The sequence below is a fragment of the Dyadobacter bucti genome, from assembly GCF_005869225.1.
GTDB lineage: Bacteria > Bacteroidota > Bacteroidia > Cytophagales > Spirosomataceae > Dyadobacter > Dyadobacter bucti.
Window position 1 is genome coordinate 745352 of the sequence record NZ_SWFP01000003.1, and the last position, 21563, is coordinate 766914.

Consider the following 21563-nt stretch of genomic DNA (forward strand, 5'->3'; position numbering starts at 1 on the left):
GGCGACAATTTGACCGATCAGGGTCACACCATTTTCTTGAAAATTTATGACGGAGTCGACAGAGCCAATTATTATACTTGACCGGGCGGATATTTATCAGGGCGAGCGGCCTGTTTTAAACGATGTACATTTTGAGATAAAAAACGGAGAGTTCGTATACATGATCGGACGTACCGGCAGTGGGAAAAGTTCCTTATTGAAAACGCTCTATGCCGACTTGTGGCTGCACACCGGTTCAGCCAAAGTTGCGGGTTATGAACTGCACAATATCAAAAGAGCTGACATACCTTTTTTGCGTCGCAGGATCGGGATAGTGTTTCAGGATTTTCAGTTGCTTTCGGACCGGTCTGTTGAAGATAATCTTTCGTTCGTACTGCGCGCAACCGGCTGGGAGCAGCAGAACAAAATATCAAAACGGATTGCTGAGGTTTTGATGCAGGTAGGGCTTGGAACCGCCCAGAAAAGAATGCCGCATCAGCTTTCCGGTGGAGAACAGCAGCGTGTGGTGATTGCGCGCGCTATGCTCAATGAGCCGAAAATTCTGATTGCTGATGAGCCTACCGGTAATCTTGATCCCGAGGTTGGGGAGCAGATCATGCAGGTTTTCAGGACGATTAACAATGCCGGAACAGCCATATTGATGGCTACCCATAACCATGATTTCCTCAAAAAATTTCCTGCTCGTACCTTAAAGTGCGAAAACGGAAGTGTAACGGAGGGGTAATCGAAAAGATAAAAAAAGCGAAAGCGCCAGGATTTTTCCGGCGCTTTCGCTTTTTTTATGTCTCACCAGATTTTTATTTGGCTTTCATATCAATGATCGGGATGATCATTTCCTCCAGAGAAACGCCTCCATGCTGGAATGTGTCCCTGTACAAATTAACATATTGATTGTAGTTATTCGGATACGCAAAGAAGTAATCTTCTTTTGTAAATACATAGGATGTAGATACATGCGGTTTTGGCAGGAATATGCGCTCAGGCTTCCTGCAAACCATTAAATTCTTATCGTCGAAGCCCAGGTTCTTGCCGTGTTTATACCGCAAATTTGTATTGGTTTCCCGGTAACCGATAATTTTCACCGGCTTCTGAACCCGGATCATGCCATGGTCAGTTGTCAGGATCAGCCTTCCTTTTTTCTCCGCTACTTTTTTGATGAAATCCAGTAAAGGCGAGTGTTGGAACCAGGATTTGGTAATAGAGCGGTAGGCTGCCTCGTCCGGCGCGAGCTCCTTGATCATCTGGACATCCGTACGTGCATGCGAAAGCATATCCACAAAATTATAAACAATGACATTCAGCTGATTATTCATCATATTGCTGAAATTGTCGATCAAAGCTTTTCCCTGGTTGGTGTTCAGGATTTTGTGGTAAGAAGACTTGATATTGAAATGATTCATTTCAAGCTGCTTCTGAAGGAAATCATGCTCATGGTTGTTGAGACCTTCCTCACCTTCAGGTGTGTTTTCATCGCTGACCCACCACTGCGGATGTTTTCTCTCCATTTCACTAGGCATTAATCCCGAAAATATGGCGTTTCTGGCGTATCCTGTGGTAGTAGGGAGTATGGAATAGTAAGAGGACTCCTCTTCAATGTTAAAATATTCCTGCAAAATTGGCTGGATCATTTTCCACTGGTCATACCTGAAATTATCGATCAACAGGAAAAAAATCGGTTCATCTGATCCTTTTAGATATGGAAATACCTTCTGTTTCATCAGCTGGTGTGAAAGGATCGGCTTGTCGGATCTGGGATCATTTAGCCAATCTTCATATTCTTCCTCTATAAACTTGCAGAAATTAGCATTGGCCTCGCTTTTTTGCATGCTGAAAACTTCGGACATGCCCTGGTCTTCAGAACTTTCAAGTTCAAGCTCCCAATAGATCAGTTTTTTGTAAATATCAGCCCACTCTTCATGTCCGATCCTGTCCTGATATTGCATCGCAAGATTTCTGAATTCCTGCTGGTAGCTAAGCGTTGTTTTCTCCGTTACCAGTCTTTTGTTGTCTAAGATTTTCTTGACTGAGAGTAGTATCTGATTGGGATTGAGTGGTTTAATGAGGTAATCATCGATCTTGGAGCCGATTGCGTCTTCCATGATATGCTCCTCCTCACTTTTTGTAATCATTACAACAGGAAGGTTAGGCTGCTGTTGCTTAATCTGCGCCAGCGTTTCCAGGCCCGTCATGCCCGGCATCATTTCGTCAAGGAAAACTATATCAAATCTGTCATTTTCTATTCTGTCCAGGGCATCAGCTCCGCTGTTTACAGGCGTAACGTTATAACCCTTGTTGGTCAGGAACATGATATGAGGTTTAAGAAGATCTATCTCGTCATCGGCCCAGAGGATGTTATATTGCATATGAGTAATTTTTCAAATGTTTAATTAAGTCAATGTAAGGTTAACGAGGTAATCAGCGGCAGAGGTATAAAAATAACCCTTTTAACGTTTTTTAAGAAAAAACCGCCAGCTGGAAATCTTAAAAATAGCGTTCCTTTAAGGTGATTTTTATAGTAAAAACTTTTTCGTTACCCTGTCGAGATCGTCCGGCGTATCGACTCCGTGAGAATCATCAGAAGTGATCACAGCTTTGATTGCGTAGCCATTTTCCAGCCAGCGCAATTGTTCAAGTGCCTCGGCTTTTTCAAGGGAAGAAATCGGCAGTTTCGTGATTTGGGCAAGTACATCGGTGCGATACGCGTAAATGCCGATATGTTTGTAAAAAACATGTGATGAAAGCCATTCCCGGGTTTCCTTGTTTCTCAGGTACGGAATTGTCTGCCTGCTGAAATACATTACTTCGTTCCGTTTGTTGAGTACTGCTTTTGGAACGTTGGGGTTAAAAAGAATTTCGTCATTGTCAATTACTTTTACCAGTGTAGCAAGTTCTGTGTCGCCCGTGAGCACTTCCGCCAGCCTGTCAATGGGCTCCGGACTGATAAACGGTTCATCTCCCTGGATATTAATAACATATTCGTATAATCCCTCCGTTTTTGTCAAAGCTTCATAACATCTGTCCGTACCGCTGTGATGGTTTTCGGAAGTCATCACTGCCTTTCCGCCAAAATCCAGTACATGATTCAAGATCCTTTCGTCATCCGTCGCGACAATTACCTGAGCGAGTTGTGTAGCTTTGGCAGATTGTTCATACACCCGCTGTATCATACTTTTGCCACCGATATCCACCAGCGCTTTGGCGGGAAAGCGGGTGGATGCATAGCGGGCGGGGATTATTCCTAATATTTGCACGAGGTCGTTGTTTGTATAATCTGATGGTAAATTTTGTTTCAAAATAAAGCTAATAATATTGCAAAAACTTTTTTCACACCAGTTTTCGGAAAATATCTGGCGCATTCTGCCTAATTCAGATCCTGACAGCAGCCTGTGGGCGATTGAATTACGAAGTGCTTCTGAAAAGAAAGTTTCCTTTGCTGTGGTAGATCTGTCTCAAGCCAGATTGCTATGGCACGGAAGCCCGGAAGGTTCCGACTGGTGGACTTCGCTGACAGCCTTTTCATACGGAGAGCTTTTTCTCCATAATTACCGATACCCTGAAATTCCGGAGCCAACGGATCTGCTAACTATGTCCGGCTTGGATGGTACGCTCCTATGGGTTTTGCCCAACTACCTGCTTGTTAAAACGATTGATCAAAACACAGCCGAAGTAGCTACGAAAGCAGGGGATCAGTTCAGATATTGGCAATGTGACATCAAAACGGGTGCTTTATCCAGCCTTGGTGAAGAGCATAAGCACTTCCCGGAGCAAATAATTTTAACGGAACCGGTTCGTTACAAGGGAGGAAATATCTATTTCGAAAAGTTGGCTGCCTTTATCGCAAAAGCAACCGGCGGACATGCGGCGGTGAGTATTGATTATCTCGAGAAAAGGCCCTATATGATGTTTTCTTATTATATTTACGAGCAGGATAAATTAGGTCAGTACCTGCTTATTGTTACGGATCAGAAGGAACTGGTATTGCATGAGCAATTATCAGAAGAACGAGATGGACTCGGCCGCTCAACAATGCTGCTCAAAGAGTCTACACTGGTTTATCTAAAAAATAGTAATGAATTTTCGAGTTTAACTCTTTCATAATAAATGAAATACATTTTTAGCCTGACTCTCTTGGCAGGTTTGTTGACAGGTATGGCAGATGCCCGGGCAAACGGGATGGTTGCGGTAGACTCGGTTGGAGTTGAAAAAGTGGGAGGCAAAATATATGTCTTGCATAAAGTAAATCAGGGACAGACTATGTTTGCGGTGGTCCGGCAGTATGGAACTACCATTCAGGCACTGCGGGAGGCCAACCCGGGAATGAGCGATCAGATCCAGTCAGGGCAGACTATTCGGGTGCCTTATATTTCGAAATGGACAAAAAAGGATAAAAAAGACGAAGAGAAAGTGATCGTGGCGGAAACGAAGCCTGCAGTACAGGCGCCAGCCGCTGCGGTTCCTGCACCCACAACATCAGCACCTACCGCAGGTTCAGCGGTTTCTGTTGCACCTAATGGAATCCATAAAGTGGAGCCGGGGCAGACATTATATCGTGTAGCCGTGAAGTATGGTGTCCTCATGGCTGACCTTCGCAAATGGAATAATCTTTCCAGTGATAATCTTACCGATGGCCAGGAATTGATCGTGAGCGATAAAGCTGCGGAGAAACCTAGTCCCACGGCAGCAGCGCCAGCACCGAAAGTAACGACAACGGTCGTGAAAGATTCAGTGAAAGCTAAAACCGTAGTGCCCGAAAAGGTAGTGAAACCGGTGGAAGAAGTTGCTCCTGCGAAAGTGGTAAAGGGTAAGAAAAAATCAGAATCTGGGCTGGCCGAAGTAATTGAAACGGATGAAAGTACCAGTAAATTCCTGGGTCTGCACCGTTCCGCACCAATCGGAGCATTGGTCGAGGTTCTGAATGAGTACAATCAGGAAAAGATCATTGTCAGGATTATCGGCAGGATTCCCGATACCAGTGTCAATGATGATATCGTAATCAAATTATCTTCAAGAGCTTTCGAAAAAGTATCTCCTAACAGCAAACGTTTCAGAGCAGTGGTTAGTTATTTAGAGTAACCGCTGAACTACAACATATTATGAAGCATTCACCAGAGTTTAGATCAAAAAGAGAAGAGGAAAGGGCAGCATTGAAAAACACTGCCGGATATAAATTGTGGAGCGTGATGTTCACTCTGATGTATCCCTTTGTCGCCATATTCACATTCCTTTTTTCAGGAATAGTCATGATATTTTCCGGTATTTCAAGAGTGTTGGCATACCTGTTTGGAGGTAGCCATGCTGAACGCTGAACCAGAACTCTCCCCTTTATCCGCTTATGTAAGCGATTTGCTGGAAAAAAAAGCCGACCATTATAACAGGCCGGACTTTATTCCTTATGATCCCGTCTGCATACCTCACCTCTTTACCATCCGCCAGGATATCGAGATCATGGGCTTTTGGGCTTCGGTGCTTGCCTGGGGACAGCGAAAAACCATTATCAATAAATGTCATGAACTGATTGGCCTGATGGATCACGCGCCTTATGATTTTATGATCAATCATCAGGACAGCGATCTGAAGCCTTTTCTTAATTTTAAGCACCGTACATTTAATGCAACGGACACGCTTTACTTCCTGCATTTTTTTCAGCATTATTACAGGAAACAAGATTCGCTTGAACATGCCTTCAGCAGCCAGATGGGGAAGGACGATGTGACTATCGAAAACGGACTTATCGGTTTTCATAACATGTTCCGTGATTCTGAGAATTTCCCGCCGCGAACTGCTAAGCATATAGCCACGCCTCTGCGGAAATCATCCTGCAAACGTCTTAATATGTTCCTCCGATGGATGGTTAGAAAGGATGATAAAGGCGTTGATTTCGGTATCTGGAATACCATACAACCATCTCAGTTGGTTTGTCCCTGTGATGTGCATGTAGACCGCGTCGCCCGGCTTCTGGGCCTGATCACAAGACCGGTAACCGACTGGCAAACCGCCAAGGAACTTACGGCCTCTCTTCGTTTACTGGATCCTGCCGATCCTGTGAAATACGACTTTGCTTTATTTGGCCTTGGTATTGAAGGCTTCGCGAAGTAGAACTTATTCAGCACCTGGCATTTCGCCAGGTTCCTATTTCTCTCTCAACTTATTGTAGACTCATTCTGGACCGACTTTTCGGATACAATCGTATTTGCTTGATCCAATCATAGAAGGTCTTTTTGGCGTGTCCCGTTCATTAACCTGTTCCTGCCGTAGGGTCATCGGTTTAGGTGCCAGGCTTTGCCATGTTATAAATTAGGCACTCAGTAAAAGGGTAATTCTGCCCGGAAAATTTAAAATAAAACATTATGAAAAAAATTTGCAGAACTTCAGCCACACTGTTATTGCTGCTGTGCGGCGGTAACCAATTGCAAGCGCAGACGCATTATGGCCTGGGTGCAGGTGAAAAAGGATTGAATCATTCGTTTTTTGGTTTCCATGCGGGTAAAGTGAATACCGCCCAGGATAATACATTCATAGGATATCTTTCTGGAACTTCTAATGGAGTCGGTTTGGCTAACACTTTTGTCGGTGCGAGATCCGGGGCTCTCAATATCAAGGGTGAGAAAAACACTTTTATTGGTATGCAGGCGGGGATGAAAAACACTGCTGGTAACAGCAACGTTTTTGTTGGGATGGAGGCTGGGCTGAACAATTTGAGTGGCTGGGCAAATACCTATCTCGGTGCAACCGCAGGCCACGCCAATGTGGCTGGAGTGAACAACACGCTCATTGGTTTCGAAGCGGGGTTTTCAAATGCAGCAAATAACAATACATTTCTGGGGCATCAGTCAGGATATAGCAATGAGAACGGCGCGAACAACACCTTCATTGGGATATCGGCGGGATTCAAGAACAAAGCGGGTGCATACAACACGTTTGCGGGCAGCAATGCCGGTTTTTCCAATGCGGGCGGTAGCGAAAATGCTTTTTTCGGTAATAGCGCGGGAAAGGAAAATATTGGCGGAAATAACAATGCATATTTTGGAAACTGGGCCGGAAGCAATCTGAAGTCAGGAAGTAACAATACTTTCCTGGGATATGCCGCAGGTGGTAACGATAACCTTATCAATGCCACAGCAGTCGGTGCTTTGGCTAAGGTTACGCAAAGCAACAGCCTTGTTTTGGGTAATAATGCAAATGTAGGAATCGGAGTTTCCTCGCCGACTTATCAGCTGCATTTGAGTACTTCGTCCGCTGCCAAAATCGGATCGTCAACCTGGGGTGTAATTTCTGACAAAAGATTGAAGAAAGACATTTCGGAATTTACCGACGGTCTTCAGGCATTGAAACAAATAAATCCTGTCTGGTTTAGTTACAATGGTCAGGCAGGAATAAGGGAAACTAGAAAATTTGTAGGCGTCATTGCACAGGAAATGCAAAAGGTCGCTCCTTATACAGTTGGCACTTTTACCTACAAAGATTCTTTGGGTAATAAAACGGAATATCTTGACTATGATGCCAACGCTGTTACATACATTGTGATCAATGCTGTAAAGGAACAACAGGCGATGATTGAGCAGAAAAATTCAGAGATACAGGAATTGTCGGCACGTCTAGAGAAATTGGAAAAACTGCTGTCTGCGGCACCTGTTGATTTCAACAAAAATACGGAGGCAAATGGTGTGATGCTGGAACAGAATGCGCCAAACGGCTTTTCGCAGAATACATCCATTAAATACTTTATTCCAAAATCGGTGCAAAATGCGGTGATAGATATTTATACGGTTGATGGCGTAAAAGTTGAATCTCATTCCATTGCTGAAAGAGGTGCAGGGGAATTGAAAGTTTCGGCCACTAAATTCCAAAATGGTGTACTCATTTATGATCTGATTACGGATGGTAAAAATGCTGGCGCTAAAAAAATGATCGTAAGCAAATAGTTATGTAGAAATAAAAACTGTAAATCAACAAAAAGTGGCTTCCGACTGTTGCGGAAGCCACTTTTTGTAAAATCATTGCTCTGTTATCAGAGTGTCGCATTATTGAACTGGATCCAGTCAATACCGAAAAGCGGTTTTTTCGCGTCGGTATTTTTGAATACAAAGTATACCTTCTGCATGCCCTTGGCGACCGGTGTTTTGATCGGGACTTCAACGGTTTGCGAAGACTCAATTTTTGCCTCTCCGATCTTTACACCGGTAGCAGATCCCAGCCTTACTTCCAGTGTGCCGCCAGCCGTTTTGTCCTCGGCACGAAGCGCAGCAACAGATAGACTTGCTATTTCATTTAAATCGATATCATCAAAAGAGATATAGCTTCCATTCTTCAGGCCTATCACAACTTCGGAGCCGCTATCGACTTTGAACTTCACAATGTCATTGCTGGAATCCAGTGTGTTGGCTTTAATCCGTGCAGGTCGGAGTGCCACGGTTTTGGAACCAGACAGAGGCCCCATACCACTGCTGCCCTTGTCTGTATAGCTTGCGGTGAAAATATATGAACCGTCTTTTTGTTTGGCCTGGGTTACATAAGAACTCTTCAAAGGTTTTTTATCAACCACTTTTTCTTTGGCCAGCGACAGAATATATTTCACCATTTCTTCGGCTTCTTCGGGTTTGTGCTGCGGGTGGGCTGCCATAGCTTGCTCTCCCCAGACGCCTCCACCGCCTTTGATCACTTTATCAGCCAGCGTTTTTACAGAATTTCTCTCTTTTTCATATTTTTTAGCCACTTCAATATAAGCTGGTCCTATCGACTTTTTATCAATAGAGTGACAAGCTTTACAGTCGCTCAGCTCGATCAGACGTTTGCCGGTTTCAAATCCGGTATTTGCCTGGTGACCCTGCGCCAGCTGAGTTTTGTCGAATCCTTCCAGGTAATTAATGGTAAGGGTAACTTCGTCTTCCGGGATTTTCTTGTTGGCAATACTGCCATCTTCTTTATCTGATACCGAAACTTCGTAATTCACGGGTTTATCATTCCAATAAAAGGTTTTGTTCCCTTTAATGGCGACATCAACCTTTGGAATTGCATTGCCGACTTTGATAGTTACCTCTGAGGTATTGCTGTTACCCGCACTGTCGGTAACTTTTAAGGTAGCAACGTATTCGCCCGCCTTGGCATAGGTGAATGAAGGGTTTGCCAATGTGCTTTTTGGTAATCCCTTTCCAAATGACCATTCGTATTTGATAGCATCACCGTCATAATCCAAAGAGCCTTTTGACGAGAACATTACTTTCAGCGGCACCGCGCCAACTGTATTCGTGGCACTTGCTGCAGCCACGGGCACCCGGTTTCCCGCATTAAAAGTAATGTGTGATAAGCTGGCTTCATCATTTTGCGCAAACCAGTTGGGGCCGTACTCCAGCGTGTACAATGAACCGTCATTCGCCAATTGCATATCAATCGGGTGACTGAACTTAGCATTGGGCATAAAACGCTCGATGTTACGAATGTCGCCCTGCTCGTTCATGGTCACAATATTGATATAATCCCTTATCCAGTCGTAGGCAAAAAATTTCCCATTATAATAATCCGGAAATTTATTCTTGCTGTCTTTAAAGTCATTGGCATAGTACACAGGGCCTGCCATAGCATTGCGCCCGCCTTTTCCTACAACCGGGCCAAACTCTGGTGAGTCGGCGTAAGGATACCAGATGAACGCCGGCTGGGCAGGAGGGAGCTCTCTGAGACCGGTGTTATGAGGCGAGTCGTTGATAGGAGCAGCAGGATCGAATGGTTTGCCAGATGTACTGTCAGCAAAATTAAAATCCACATAGGGTTTATTATCGGCAATAAACAATGGATAACCAAAATATCCTGCTTTTCTGGCTTGATTGACTTCGTCATATCCCCGCGGCCCGCGCTTGGGATCATCATTCGAAGCATCGGGACCAACGTCACCCCAGTACAAATAACCGGTATGCTGATCGACAGAAATCCTGTACGGATTACGGGTGCCCATGACGTAAATTTCAGGGCGGGCCTTAGGATTTCCGGCTGGGAAAAGATTTCCCTCCGGGATATCGTAAAGGTTGGTTCCGCCGGGCATGTTCGCGCGCCGATCGCCGTATCTTGGTTTAATGCGCAGCACTTTACCGCGGAGCGAATTTGTGTTCGATGATGAATGCTGTCCATCCCATCCTTCCCGGCCCGGCCGCTCATCGATAGGTCCGTAACCATTGGATTGAAACGGGTTTACATCGTCTCCGGTCGACAAGTACAGGTTTCCCTTGCTATCCCAGGCTATGGAGCCGCCGGTGTGGCAGCAGTCAGTTCTTTTTACGGGTACTGTCAACAGCTTTTCCTCGGTAGAAAGCAGTAAAGTATCTTTTACATCATCATATTTGAAGCGTGACAAATGCTGGGCAGTATCAGCCTCAGAAGATGGGGGAGAATAATAGAGGTAAACCAGTTTATTGGTTTTAAAATTAGGGTCAATATTCAAACCCATTAAACCATATTCCTGTTTTGTATAAACCGGAACCTCGGCAACCAGCTTTACTTTGCCGGTTTTCGGATTGTAGAGCTTTAATTTCCCTTTTCTTTCCGCAAATAAAACGCGCTGGTCTTCCAGTACCACGAGCTCCGTGGGCTCATCCAGTTTGGTAGCAAGCACTTTTTTGGTAAACCTGTTTTCCTCGGGGCGGGCTTTGGAATAATCAAGGCTGGAAGCCATAACGTATTCCAGTCCGCCAGTTAAATGTTTGACAAATACCGGGTTAACAAACGTAGCGTCTTCATGGCCGAAATTGGTATAAAATGCCTTTCCACCATCATATTCGTGGTACCACGACATGGGATGGTCGTCACCCATTTTTCCGTCCTTGTAAGTTTTTTCGTCAATCTTGACAAGAACGGTAACCTTTGGGTTGAAGCTTTTGAAATCATAGAATTCGTCCTTGATCTTCCACTTTTTCGGAAAATCCTTCATAGAAGGGTGGTTGTCATTGACTACATAAGCCTCGCCCTCCTGCACATTGGGATTGCCTGGATGGCTGGCAAAATAAGCGCCTGACAATTTATTGTACCAGGGCCAGTCATATTCGGTGTCGGTAGCAGCATGAATACCTACATAACCACCGCCAGCCTGAATATAATGTTCGAAAGCGTCCTGTTCTTTTTCGTTAAGGATGTTTCCGGTAGTGTTCAGAAAGATGACTGCGCTGTATTTTTTGAGGTTCTGATCCGTAAAAACACCCGCCTTTTCCGTTGTGTCAACGGCAAAACCCTTTTCCTGACCGAGTTTAATGATCGCGGCTTTACCCGCAGGAATAGAGGAATGACGGAAACCTGCGGTTTTTGAGAAGACCAGGACACGTTTTTCGGGTGTAACTTTTTGACCGAATGCATTGATACAACAGCAGATTATTGCCGCCATACCGAATATCCGGAGACGTTTTAAGGAATTTGGGTAAGCGAAATCAGTCATTATGAATTGGTTGTAGTTGGTTCACTATTTATGCAAAAAACCTATCTTCCATAAGAAGGATAGGTTTTTAATATACTTGTTAAGGAGACAATTATAATTAGAGTCCCAGAACCTTGCGATTGAAAGCCTCATCAGCTCCCGTTCCTGCGAAGTCGTCGAATGCTTTCGTAGTTACCTCAATTATGTGGCCTTCGATGAAAGGAGCACCTTCCGCGGCTCCCTGAACCGGTGATTTGATACAGCATTCCCATTCAAGAACTGCCCAGCTGTCGTAGTCATACTGAGAAAGCTTGGAGAAAATACTGCCAAAGTCTACTTGTCCGTCACCAAGGGAACGGAATCGACCCGCCCGATCGGCCCAGCCTGCAAATCCGCTGTAAACTCCCTGCTTGCCGGTAGCGTTGAATTCCGCGTCTTTTACGTGAAATGCCTTGATACGGTCATGATAAAGATCAATAAACTGGAGGTAATCCAGTTGCTGCAATACAAAGTGGCTAGGATCGTAGTTGATATTAGCTCGGGAATGTCCGTCGAGGTAATCCACAAACATTTCGAAAGTGGTACCGTCAAAAAGGTCTTCGCCCGGGTGGAGCTCGTAAGCAACGTCTACGCCATTTTCATCATATACATCCAAAATTGGCTTCCATCTGGCGGCCAGTTCTTTAAATGCTGTTTCTACTAATCCGGCAGGGCGCTGAGGCCACGGATAAAGAAACGGCCATGCCAACGCACCGGAGAAGGTAGCGCTTGCTTTCAGGCCAAGATTGCGGCTTGCCTTAGCTACATCCTTCAAATGTTGCGTCGCCCATTCTGCTCTCGCTTTTGGGTTATTCCTCACTTCCGGTACTGCGAAACCATCATACATTTCGTCATAAACCGGATGTGAGGCCACCAGCTGCCCGATGATATGGGAGGCAAGCTCAGTGATTTCCAGTCCTTTATCTTTTAACTTTCCTTTCAGTTCGTCTGCATAAGTCTGAGATTCAGCCGCTTGCTTGATGTCTATGACCCGCGGGTCCCAGGTTGGAAGTTGCAAACCCTTATATCCCAAAGCAGCCATATAATCTGCTATTGAATCCAGGGAATTAAACGGAGCCTCATCACCCAAAAACTGGGCAAGAAAGATTCCTGGTCCTTTTATTGTTTTCATGTTTTAATGTTGAATGACTCAATGAGAGAATGAGAGAATGAGAGAATGAGTGAATGAGTGAATGAGTGAATTGTGGATGAGTGAGTTAGTGAAATTAAATGGTGGCGCTTTTTCTTGCTTTGGATAAAATTTTAATAATTTCTTCGGCTTCCTGCATTAAGCTTTTGAGCTTTTCGAGCGGGAGTAATCCTGACTCTGATATTATTTCAATCCAAAACAAGGATTCATCAGCTTCCTCAATGGTGATACTCAGCTTTGCGAAAAATTCTCGTTGGCTCCTCGACCTACAAACGGCTCTGTAATTAGCTCCAACAGAAGAAGATGATCTCAGAAATTGTTTACCAATAATTCTGGCTTCCTCATTCTGTGGCAAAGACTTAAACAATCTGATGCTTCGTAAAACAAAAGATTTAGTCCTGTCTCTAAGAGAATTGACAAACAATTCCTTACTATTTTCACTACCCATAGCCGTGTGTATAAACTCAAAAAACATTCACTCACTCACTCATTCACTCATTCGAAATTATATTTCGACCCAAGCCTGCTTCTTGTTACTTTCCAGAATCTTCTCACATATCAGCAATTCGCGGTAGCCGTCTGCGAAGGTTGGGAAAGTTGGATTTTCAGGCTGCTTGCCCTGTTCGATGGCGGCGTATACCTCCTTGAACATTTGTTTTGATGTATCAGGAAAACCTTCGTTGTGGCCGCCGGGGAATGTGATCGTCGAGCGTACATCCTCGTTCACCAGTGAAGGGTCGCGCATCAATATTTCGTTCGCTTTGTCGCGGTTACCGATCCAAAGCTCGTTTGGCGACTCGGAGCACCAGCTGAAAGTTTTTAGCGAACCTGAGATTTCAAGAGACATCCGGTTTTTACGGCCCGCGGAAACTTGTGAAACCGTGATCACACCTTTGTTGCCATTATCAAAACGAAGCAACACATTGGCGTGATCTTCGGTAGTAATAGGTACATCGGCATAATCTTCAGGCTGAAGCATTTTTCCTGAATAGGTTTCAACAGCTTTCAACGGCTTTTTCCGTGTTTTATGGATGGTGTTGAAATCAGCCATTACTGCAATTGTTTTCAGGCCGGTGATATATTCAAGAATATCCATCAGGTGAGATCCGATATCGGCAATCGCACGGGAGTCGCCGGATTTGTCCGGTTCCAGGCGCCAGTTGTAGTCGGTCTGATAGAAAAGCCAGTCCTGAAGGTACGATCCGATGAAAGAATAAATCTCTCCCAGTTCGCCTTTTTCGCGCATGGACTTCATCTGACGTGCCAGCGGATAGTAACGTAAATTGAAATGCACAGCATTCACCAATCCGGTTTTTGCTGCCAGCTCCACCAGTTCTTCCGCTTCCGAAAGATCCTTGGCAAGTGGTTTTTCGCAGATAACATGTTTGCCTGCAAGTAGCGCGGCTTTGGATTGAGAATAATGAAGAAAGTTTGGTGTACAGATGTGAATCACCTGGATATCATCCTGCTTCAGCAATTCGTCGAATGTATAAGAACGTTCGATTCCAAGTCCGTCAGCCTTTTGTTTCGCCAGTTCGGCGGTTACTTCACAAAGTGCGGCAACTTCTACATTTGGAAGGCGTCTGAGAGCTTCAATATGCGCAGGGCCAATGAAACCTGTACCGACAACGCCGACTTTAATTTTGTTCATAAATGGGTATTGAATGAAAGGTGAAAAGTGTCCGCCAAAGCGGTTTTTGATTTAAAATTGAGGTTAAAAGTTACAAGAAATCCGTCCACTTCTTGTCTGATGCGTTGGAAGCGATGACGGTATCAATGAATTTCATTCCGCGCAAACCATCCTGAGCCGACGGAAAGTCGTACACCGGGTCCGCTGTGGTTCCTTCCCAGTATGCTCGTACATGTATTGCAAAATTTCTATACAGATTCGCAAAGGCTTCGAAGTAACCTTCCGGATGGCCCGCTGGTATACGGGTGTGCACCTGAGATGCCTTTGAAAGGTTACCGACACCTGTGCGGATAATCCGGGTTCCCTGGTTTGTCTTATGGATCAGTGTGTTAGGTTCCATTTGTTTCCACTGCAGGCCGCCTGTTTCTCCATACACGCGGATATTCAGATCGTTTTCTTCTCCGTTTGCGATCTGGCTGTTTTGCAGGATTCCTTTTGCACCGTTGTCAAAACGAAGTAAAACGTGTGCATCATCATCGAGAAGGCGGCCTTCCACAAAAATCGTCAGGTCTGCGCAGACCTGAGTTATTTTAAGGCCTGTGATGTATTCAGCAAGATTTTCGGCATGTGTACCGATGTCACCGAGTCCGCCTGCCGCGCCTGAACGTTTGGGGTCGGTTCTCCATGCCGCCTGTTTATTGCCGGTAACTTCAACCAGCGTTGCCAGCCAGCCCTGCGGATATTCGACGATTACCTTGCGGACAGTACCGATTGCACCTGATGCGATCATCTGGCGCGCTTCCTTTACCATCGGGTAACCGGTATAATTATGAGTGAGACAAAATACGAGCCCGGTTTTTTCAGCCAGGGCTACAATTTCTTCTGCTTCCTCGGTATTGAGTGTAATAGGTTTGTCGCAAACTATGTGAAAACCATTTTCCAGAGCAAGCTTCGTAGGAGCCTTATGCATATGGTTGGGAGTCACGATCGAGACAAAATCCATGCGCTCTCCTTCAGGCAATTGTTTTTCTTTCTCGATCATTTCCTCGAAATCGTTATACACTCTGTCTTCAGGCAAATACAACGCTTTTCCGGTTTCTTTTGACTTAGCTGGATCGGAGCTGAACACCCCACAAACAAGTTCTATTTCTCCATCCATGATAGCAGCACGGCGATGGACCCCGCCAATGAAGGCATCCAGGGATCCTCCTACCATACCCATCCTTATCTTCCGTGACATTCCTGTTGGTTTAAGGTTTTGAAAAGTTTTTACAATTACAAAGAGTAGTATACATGACTCTTACTTCTTACAAATATAATTTTAACACATAAAAATCATTGCTCCCGGTTAACTAAAACCAGTAGAAATGTGCTTTATTTGTTTTTTTTGTGAAAATGTTAAATAAAAATAATAATCTAAAGAACTAACTTTTATCTCACTTAAATATTCAAACCCTAGCTCACATGGCTCAAACCGTTAACCATTCCCGGCTGTTTCTGGCAAGTTGCCTTGCCATTATTACCACAGCTTTTTCTTTTAGTATCAGGGCGGGTATTCTGCCTCAGTTGGGGGCCGACTTCGGCCTTACAGCCGAGCAATTAGGCTTTATCAATTCCATGTTCTTTTTCGGCTTCCCCATTTCAATGATTATCGGCGGGATTGTATACCACACGATCGGGCCCAAAATCATTATGCAGGTAGCTGTCGTGGCCCACACGCTTGGTATTATCCTGACCATTTATGCAGGTGGATATGCCGGCCTTTTGATCTCTACATTCTTTATCGGTTTCGGAAATGGCTGTACAGAAGCGGCCTGTAACCCGATGATCGCCGACATGTATACGAGCAACAAGCTGAACAAAATGCTGGGCCGTTTTCACATGTGGTTTCCGGGCGGTATTGTAATTGGTAGCCTTGTGTCCAAATTTATGACTAGCGCAGGCGCTACCTGGCAGGCGCAAATCTGGGTGCTTATGCTTCCTACTATTGTTTATGCGTACCTTTTCTTTGGCCAGGCTTTCCCTAGACCAAAAGTAGAAGGCGTAACTTCACTGGGCAAAAACTTCCAGGCGATGCTTACTCCCCTTTACATATTCATGTTCTGCTGCATGGCATTGACCGCAATTACTGAATTTGGTCCTAACCAATGGGTAAGTGTGGTACTGAGCGCAAGTGGCGCAGATGCGATGTTGGTTCTGGCTTTGACATTCGGTGTAATGACTGTCGGACGTCTTTTCACGGGTCCGGTTGTTGACGCTGTCGGACAAACCGGTGTTTTACTGGGAGGAGCTTTCCTGGCAGCTGCTGGTATCTATATGTTCAGCACAGTTACTGGTCCTATAGCTTATCTGGCGGCTGTGATCTTCGGTTTGGGGGTATGTTTCAACTGGCCTATCATGATCGGTTTTGTCGCCCAGCGTGTGCCTTTGAGCGGTGCTTTGGGGATGTCGATCATCGGTGGGGTAGGTATGCTGTCAACTTCGATCTTCCAGCCTTTCATCGGTCGCTGGATCGATGAGGACCATGCAGAGGCTGCGGCAAAAGGACTTTCTGGATCTGCTTTGGAACTGGCGGCAGGACAGGCTACGCTGTCAACCATGCTGACATTCCCTCTCATCCTGATCGTTGCTTTTATAGTACTTTGGCTATGGGCGGGTAATCCTAAGCCAGCAGCTCACACTGACGATGCGAAATTGGCTGAGCAGCCTTTGCTATAAAATATATTGCGAGAAATGAAAAAGAGGCAGACGAGTTGATCGTCTGCCTTTTTTTCATTACATAAGGTACTATTTCAGTTTCACAATTGTAACTCCGGCTCCGCCGCGGTCCGGATGCTCGTCTTTCATGCCGGAAACATGTGAATAGCCTTTCAAATGGTTTCTTACCAAAGTCCTCAGGATTCCGTCACCCTTGCCGTGTACGATCCGAAGCTCGTCGTAACCCAGCATAATTGCATTGTCCATGAACTGGTCCACAACCCCAAGTGCGTCTTCGCCTCGTTTTCCCCTCAAATCCAGGTTGAAACTGAAATTCAGCATCCTTTCATTAAGGTCTACGCCTTTGGCGGCTGTCTTTAGTTTCTTTTCGCCAGTGGCAGCTTTATAGGTTTTTTTGGAAACCTTTTCAAGCCTGTTCAGTTTGACTGTAGATTTGAGATCGCCAATCCGGATCTCTACATCCTTGCCCCTTAATGCAATCACCTCACCGATGGCGGTTTGCCCGCTGATCCGCACGTAGCTTCCCGAAACAATATCTCCACTTTCGGGCTCAAAAACTTCCTCAGCAGGAGCTGGTTCGGTTACTTCTTCCAGCACCAGGTTTTTCTTGCCGAATGATTCGAGTTCGGTTCGGATTATCTTGGTTTTTTCTTTTTCGGCCTTATTCTCCTTGATTTCCCGTATTGTATTTTCAATGAGCTGATTCGCGTCCGAGATAAGCGTTTTTGCCTTTTGTTTAGCGTCGTTTACGATCTTCTTTTCATTATTCTCAAGGCTCTCTTTTAAAGATGTATAATCAGCAAGCTGACGGGTTAGCTTTCTTTCTTTGATGCCTATTTCAATATTTTTTTCGGCAAATACCCGTCGCTCTATGTCAAGTTCCTTAAGCAGCTTTTCAAAACTTACCTGCTGATTGCCAAGCTTATCCTTCGCACGGCCGATCACCGCTTTGGGTAACCCTATTTTGGAAGCGATCTCAAAGGCGAAAGAGCTTCCCGGTCTGCCGATTTCCAGTTGATACAATGGTTCCAGATGTTCGCCGTCAAATCGCATGGCCCCGTTAACGAGTCCTTCCGTTTTATCTGCAAGTACTTTAAGATTGGTGTAATGTGTGTTTATCACGCCGTATGCGCCCGATTTTGTAAGATCTTCCAGGATAGCTTCCGCAATCGCGCCTCCCAGGCCGGGTTCGGTACCTGTTCCAAATTCATCAATCAGAAATAACGTGCGCCTGTTTGCCAGCGTAAGGAAATGCCGCATGTTGGTCAAATGCGAACTGTACGTGCTCAGGTCATTTTCCAGCGATTGCTCGTCACCGATGTCAATGAATATGTTTTGGAAAAAGCCCATGGAAGAGCCTTCCGCCATCGGCACAAGTAGTCCGCATTGAAACATGTACTGGATCAGGCCGACGGTTTTCAATGAAACAGATTTGCCCCCGGCATTCGGCCCGGAAACAATCAAAATCCGCTCCTTTTCTTTCAGTTCGATGTTTAATGGAACGACTTTCTTACCCTGTTTTTGAAATGAGAGGTGTAGGAGTGGGTGCCGCGCATCGCGCCATTCGATAAACTGACGGTTTGAGAACGGCGGATTGATGGCATCCATTTCCAGCGCGAGCTTGGCTTTCGCCCTGAGAAAATCCATCAGCCCCAGAAACGAATAAGCTTTTTGAAGATCGGGAACAAAAGGTCTCAATTGACTGGTCAGTTCAAGCAGTATCCGGTTGATTTCTCGTCGTTCTTCATATTCAAGCTCCCGGATCTCATTGTTTGATTCAAAAACATCAGTAGGTTCAATAAAAACGGTCTGACCTGTTGCCGACTCGTCATGAATAAATCCCCTCAGTTTTCTTTTGTGCTCAGCGGCAACGGGAATTACCATTCGTCCGTTTCTGACTGTCAATGAAACGTCGTCACCAATCCAGCCATTGCTTTTAGCGGATTTTAGTATGGTGTCCAGTTTTTTTCGGATACCCGATTGCTCAGAGATCAGTTTTTTCCTGATTCGTGCCAGTTCTGTTGATGCTGAATCACGGATCTGGCCCCGGTCGTCAATGACCCGGTCGATCGAATCGGTAATCGCTTTTTCAATGCGGATGGTTTTGGCATATTCGCCAAGGATCGGGTAGGCGTCAGGCTCCTGATTTTCAAAAAAACGCAGGCAAAGCCGGATCGTTTGAAGAGAAGCCTTAATATCTGAAAATTCCGCCAGCGTCAGCAGCATGCCTTCTATGGCAGCACGCTTTAAGTAGGGGGTGGCGTCAATGTAGTTCTGGGAAGGGAAGTTCTCACCGATCTGTATGATGCGATGCATTTCCGCGGTTTGACTAACCAGCTTTTCAACCAGTCCGAAATTCTCTGAAAATTTTATTTTTTCTACGAAATATTGCCCGAGAGGACTGATACAGGCCTCCTTTAATCGCTCCCTAAGTTTATCAAAACCTAATTTTTGTTCTATGGTACTTGGGTATAACATCTTTTATGCTGTTGGCTTTTAGCGTTTTGCTAGAAGCTTTAAAAATTCTTTTTACATTAAACGTCCGGCGCATTGATCAAAACAAACTTCTTATCTCCTCTTTAAGGACCTTTAGTGCAATGGTGGAAGGATGGTCATTTTTTTCAATGATCTGCGCAAAAATTTTTCTGGCCAGTTCAGAAGGCGGCGCTTCTGCTGACACCTCTCCGGCTGCATGGTTAATCACTGCAACAGTTTCATTCATTGCATTTGTAATCTGTTCCCAGGCATAAGTACTCATATAAAGCTGCTGCGCCACATTGTGGTTATATTCTTCTCTGATATCGTGCAGGAGAATCTGCTGGAGTTCTAACGAGCTTACAGCATTGGGTGTGAGCCGTAACAATAAATTACCAGGTGTGATTCTTTCCAAAAAAAGGCACATCCGTTCGTAGGCCTGTAAACGAAGAGGTAGCGTAATTCCGGAATTTGTACTGCGAAGCTCCCATTTTCTGTTTTCAAAAATCTTGTCGGCTATCGTTGTTACCGTAATGTACGTTCCGTATATGATCACCGCACCTAGTACCAGAATTGCAAGCAAAAAAACGTATTCCATATATTTATCTTGATAATTTTAAGCTAAAATGAAGCGCAAAATTAACGTATTACTAAGATTTAGGAGATAATTATTTTAAAGGACGAATGGAATACGCTGGAATGGTGTTCATCAGTTTACCAAATGTCACTGCTTTTTTAACATGAAAAGTCCGATTCAGCTTACAGAGAAGGCTAAACTCGAAATAAAATCAACATTACAGGCCAATAAAATTCCCGATACCTACGGGCTGAGAGTAGGATTGAAGGGGGGCGCTTGCAGCGGTACTTTCCTGCTTGGATTTGATACTGCCACCGAGTTTGACCAAACCTACCTGATAGAGGGCGTTAAAGTCTTGATAGATAAGCGCCACCTCATGTATGTAATCGGGGTGTCAGTCGATTATGAGGAGGGAGCGAACGGAAGCGGTTATACGGTTTCGTCCGCAGAAAAAAAGTAAATAAGTATTTTATTAATCCTCAATTGTTACATGTTTCCAGTTTTCGCCTGAACGGATGCGATTGAGCTGCGTATGTGTGATGCCGAATTGCTTCGCTATCATCTTTAAACGGTTGTTATCATTTTTCAACAGTTTTTTGATAATGCGGACCTTGCTTTCGGTCAGCTTGTAATTTTTCGTCCGCCTCGGGATAACCCTGTTGATGAACGCAGGATTTTCACGGTTGTGATCTATCATCTCCAGTTTGGTAACCCATTTCAGGTTTTCATAATAATTGTTTTGCTTTTCAAAGTCAGCATGGATAACAAACGTGTGATCCTCGCTTGTTTTTTCCACAAAATACTCAGCAACAAGCTTATGAACATATCTATTGATCGTCTTCCCACCGGCCACCCGGATGTTTAACGAGCGGTATCCCTGTATCACCGAGCCTTTGATGATCACCCCTTCTTTCGGATTATTCTGAAAGCTTTTTAACCTTCCATAGTTAGATACTTCGTAATGAGGAGCATTCTCGATTTCGTCGAAATTGATTTTGGCCCACTTTTCATTCCAGAAACTCCGACTTGCATTTAACTCGTTCATTTTGATAAAGATATATATTAGGTTTTTAAAATCTTGAATGCTTAAAACTGTGTTTTTAAAGCGATTTTCGCTAAAAGAAACATTTTTATCAATTTTTGGTGTTAACAAAATGGCTGCAATCGAAAACAGCAATCTTCATCATCAACCAAAACTTGTAATTATGAAACGCACACTTATTATCGGTGCTTCTTCAAATCCATCCAGATACGCTTATCTGGCAGCTCAGAAACTCAAAAACTACGGACATCCCATATTACTTCTTGGTCGCAGAAAAGGCAGTGCCTCCGGAGAAGAAATCCATTTCGAAAAAGTGAAATGGGATGATGTGGATACGGTTACATTATACATTAATCCGAGTCACCAGACTGAGTACTACGATTATATTATATCATTAAAACCCAAGCGTGTTATCTTTAATCCGGGCACTGAAAATCCTGAATTTGAAAACATGTTACTGGATAAAAATATCATACCAATAGAAGCTTGCACACTTGTGATGCTTTCGACAGGGCAGTTCTAAGAGAGAGGGCCTTTACA

19 protein-coding genes are annotated in these 21563 nt (G+C 44.6%); 9 read left to right on the top strand and 10 right to left on the bottom strand.

Annotated elements, in window-relative coordinates; all coding sequences use genetic code 11:
- Positions 1–67 precede the first annotated feature (67 nt).
- Positions 68–724: a cell division ATP-binding protein FtsE gene (locus FBF61_RS13170; protein WP_445438732.1), complete on the top strand. Its 657-nt coding sequence runs from the start codon at positions 68–70 to the stop codon at positions 722–724.
- Positions 725–797: 73 nt separating this feature from the next.
- Here the strand turns inward: FBF61_RS13170 and porX are convergent, their stop codons facing one another.
- Positions 798–2363, bottom strand: a complete 1566-nt coding sequence (porX, locus tag FBF61_RS13175) for a T9SS response regulator signal transducer PorX (RefSeq protein WP_138477759.1) — start codon at positions 2361–2363, stop codon at positions 798–800.
- Between the two features lie 147 nt (positions 2364–2510).
- Positions 2511–3251, bottom strand: coding sequence for a 3-deoxy-manno-octulosonate cytidylyltransferase (kdsB, locus tag FBF61_RS13180; protein ID WP_138477761.1), 741 nt, complete (start codon positions 3249–3251; stop codon positions 2511–2513).
- A 58-nt stretch (positions 3252–3309) separates the two neighbouring features.
- Here kdsB and FBF61_RS13185 point away from each other — a divergent pair, with 58 nt between their 5' ends.
- From FBF61_RS13185 to FBF61_RS13205, 5 genes are all read left to right on the top strand, one after another.
- Positions 3310–4098, top strand: a complete 789-nt coding sequence (locus FBF61_RS13185; RefSeq protein WP_166444510.1) for a DUF4905 domain-containing protein — start codon at positions 3310–3312, stop codon at positions 4096–4098.
- 3 nt (positions 4099–4101) lie between these two features.
- The gene (locus tag FBF61_RS13190; RefSeq protein ID WP_138477765.1) at positions 4102–5073 is read left to right on the top strand and encodes a septal ring lytic transglycosylase RlpA family protein; all 972 of its coding nucleotides are present in this window, start codon (positions 4102–4104) and stop codon (positions 5071–5073) included.
- A gap of 20 nt (positions 5074–5093) precedes the next feature.
- The gene (locus FBF61_RS13195) at positions 5094–5306 is read left to right on the top strand and encodes a hypothetical protein (protein WP_138477767.1); all 213 of its coding nucleotides are present in this window, start codon (positions 5094–5096) and stop codon (positions 5304–5306) included.
- Positions 5293–6096: a TIGR02757 family protein gene (locus tag FBF61_RS13200; protein ID WP_138477769.1), complete on the top strand. Its 804-nt coding sequence runs from the start codon at positions 5293–5295 to the stop codon at positions 6094–6096. Before FBF61_RS13195 ends, FBF61_RS13200 begins: the two co-directional genes overlap by 14 nt.
- Positions 6097–6347: 251 nt before the next feature.
- Complete coding sequence (locus FBF61_RS13205; protein ID WP_138477771.1) at positions 6348–7922, top strand: tail fiber domain-containing protein; 1575 nt, start codon at positions 6348–6350, stop codon at positions 7920–7922.
- An 86-nt stretch (positions 7923–8008) separates the two neighbouring features.
- Here FBF61_RS13205 and FBF61_RS13210 read toward each other — a convergent pair whose 3' ends face one another.
- The 5 genes from FBF61_RS13210 to FBF61_RS13230 all read right to left on the bottom strand — a co-directional run bounded on the left by FBF61_RS13210 (position 8009) and on the right by FBF61_RS13230 (position 15433).
- Positions 8009–11413 carry a ThuA domain-containing protein gene (locus FBF61_RS13210; protein ID WP_138477774.1) on the bottom strand — a complete coding sequence of 1135 codons (3405 nt, stop codon included), beginning with the start codon at positions 11411–11413 and terminating at the stop codon, positions 8009–8011.
- Positions 11414–11510: 97 nt separating this feature from the next.
- Positions 11511–12563, bottom strand: coding sequence for a sugar phosphate isomerase/epimerase family protein (locus FBF61_RS13215; RefSeq protein WP_138477776.1), 1053 nt, complete (start codon positions 12561–12563; stop codon positions 11511–11513).
- A 94-nt stretch (positions 12564–12657) separates the two neighbouring features.
- The gene (locus FBF61_RS13220) at positions 12658–13029 is read right to left on the bottom strand and encodes a four helix bundle protein (RefSeq protein ID WP_138477778.1); all 372 of its coding nucleotides are present in this window, start codon (positions 13027–13029) and stop codon (positions 12658–12660) included.
- Between the two features lie 57 nt (positions 13030–13086).
- Positions 13087–14232: a Gfo/Idh/MocA family protein gene (locus tag FBF61_RS13225; protein WP_138477781.1), complete on the bottom strand. Its 1146-nt coding sequence runs from the start codon at positions 14230–14232 to the stop codon at positions 13087–13089.
- Between the two features lie 70 nt (positions 14233–14302).
- The gene (locus tag FBF61_RS13230) at positions 14303–15433 is read right to left on the bottom strand and encodes a Gfo/Idh/MocA family protein (RefSeq protein WP_138478137.1); all 1131 of its coding nucleotides are present in this window, start codon (positions 15431–15433) and stop codon (positions 14303–14305) included.
- 242 nt (positions 15434–15675) lie between these two features.
- Here FBF61_RS13230 and FBF61_RS13235 point away from each other — a divergent pair, with 242 nt between their 5' ends.
- Positions 15676–16929 carry an MFS transporter gene (locus tag FBF61_RS13235; protein WP_138477783.1) on the top strand — a complete coding sequence of 418 codons (1254 nt, stop codon included), beginning with the start codon at positions 15676–15678 and terminating at the stop codon, positions 16927–16929.
- A 69-nt stretch (positions 16930–16998) separates the two neighbouring features.
- On the opposite strand, the gene FBF61_RS13240 is transcribed toward FBF61_RS13235, so the two are convergent.
- On the bottom strand, positions 16999–19407 hold the full coding sequence (locus FBF61_RS13240; RefSeq protein ID WP_138477785.1) for an endonuclease MutS2: 2409 nt from the start codon (positions 19405–19407) through the stop codon (positions 16999–17001).
- A gap of 76 nt (positions 19408–19483) precedes the next feature.
- Positions 19484–20002 carry a DUF7935 family protein gene (locus FBF61_RS13245; RefSeq protein ID WP_138477787.1) on the bottom strand — a complete coding sequence of 173 codons (519 nt, stop codon included), beginning with the start codon at positions 20000–20002 and terminating at the stop codon, positions 19484–19486.
- Positions 20003–20144: 142 nt separating this feature from the next.
- Between FBF61_RS13245 and FBF61_RS13250 the strand changes: the two genes are divergently transcribed.
- Positions 20145–20441: a HesB/IscA family protein gene (locus FBF61_RS13250; RefSeq protein WP_138477789.1), complete on the top strand. Its 297-nt coding sequence runs from the start codon at positions 20145–20147 to the stop codon at positions 20439–20441.
- A gap of 12 nt (positions 20442–20453) precedes the next feature.
- Here FBF61_RS13250 and FBF61_RS13255 read toward each other — a convergent pair whose 3' ends face one another.
- Positions 20454–21026: an NUMOD4 domain-containing protein gene (locus tag FBF61_RS13255; RefSeq protein ID WP_138477791.1), complete on the bottom strand. Its 573-nt coding sequence runs from the start codon at positions 21024–21026 to the stop codon at positions 20454–20456.
- A 160-nt stretch (positions 21027–21186) separates the two neighbouring features.
- Between FBF61_RS13255 and FBF61_RS13260 the strand changes: the two genes are divergently transcribed.
- Positions 21187–21546: a CoA-binding protein gene (locus FBF61_RS13260; protein ID WP_138477793.1), complete on the top strand. Its 360-nt coding sequence runs from the start codon at positions 21187–21189 to the stop codon at positions 21544–21546.
- The last annotated feature ends 17 nt before the right edge of the window (positions 21547–21563 follow it).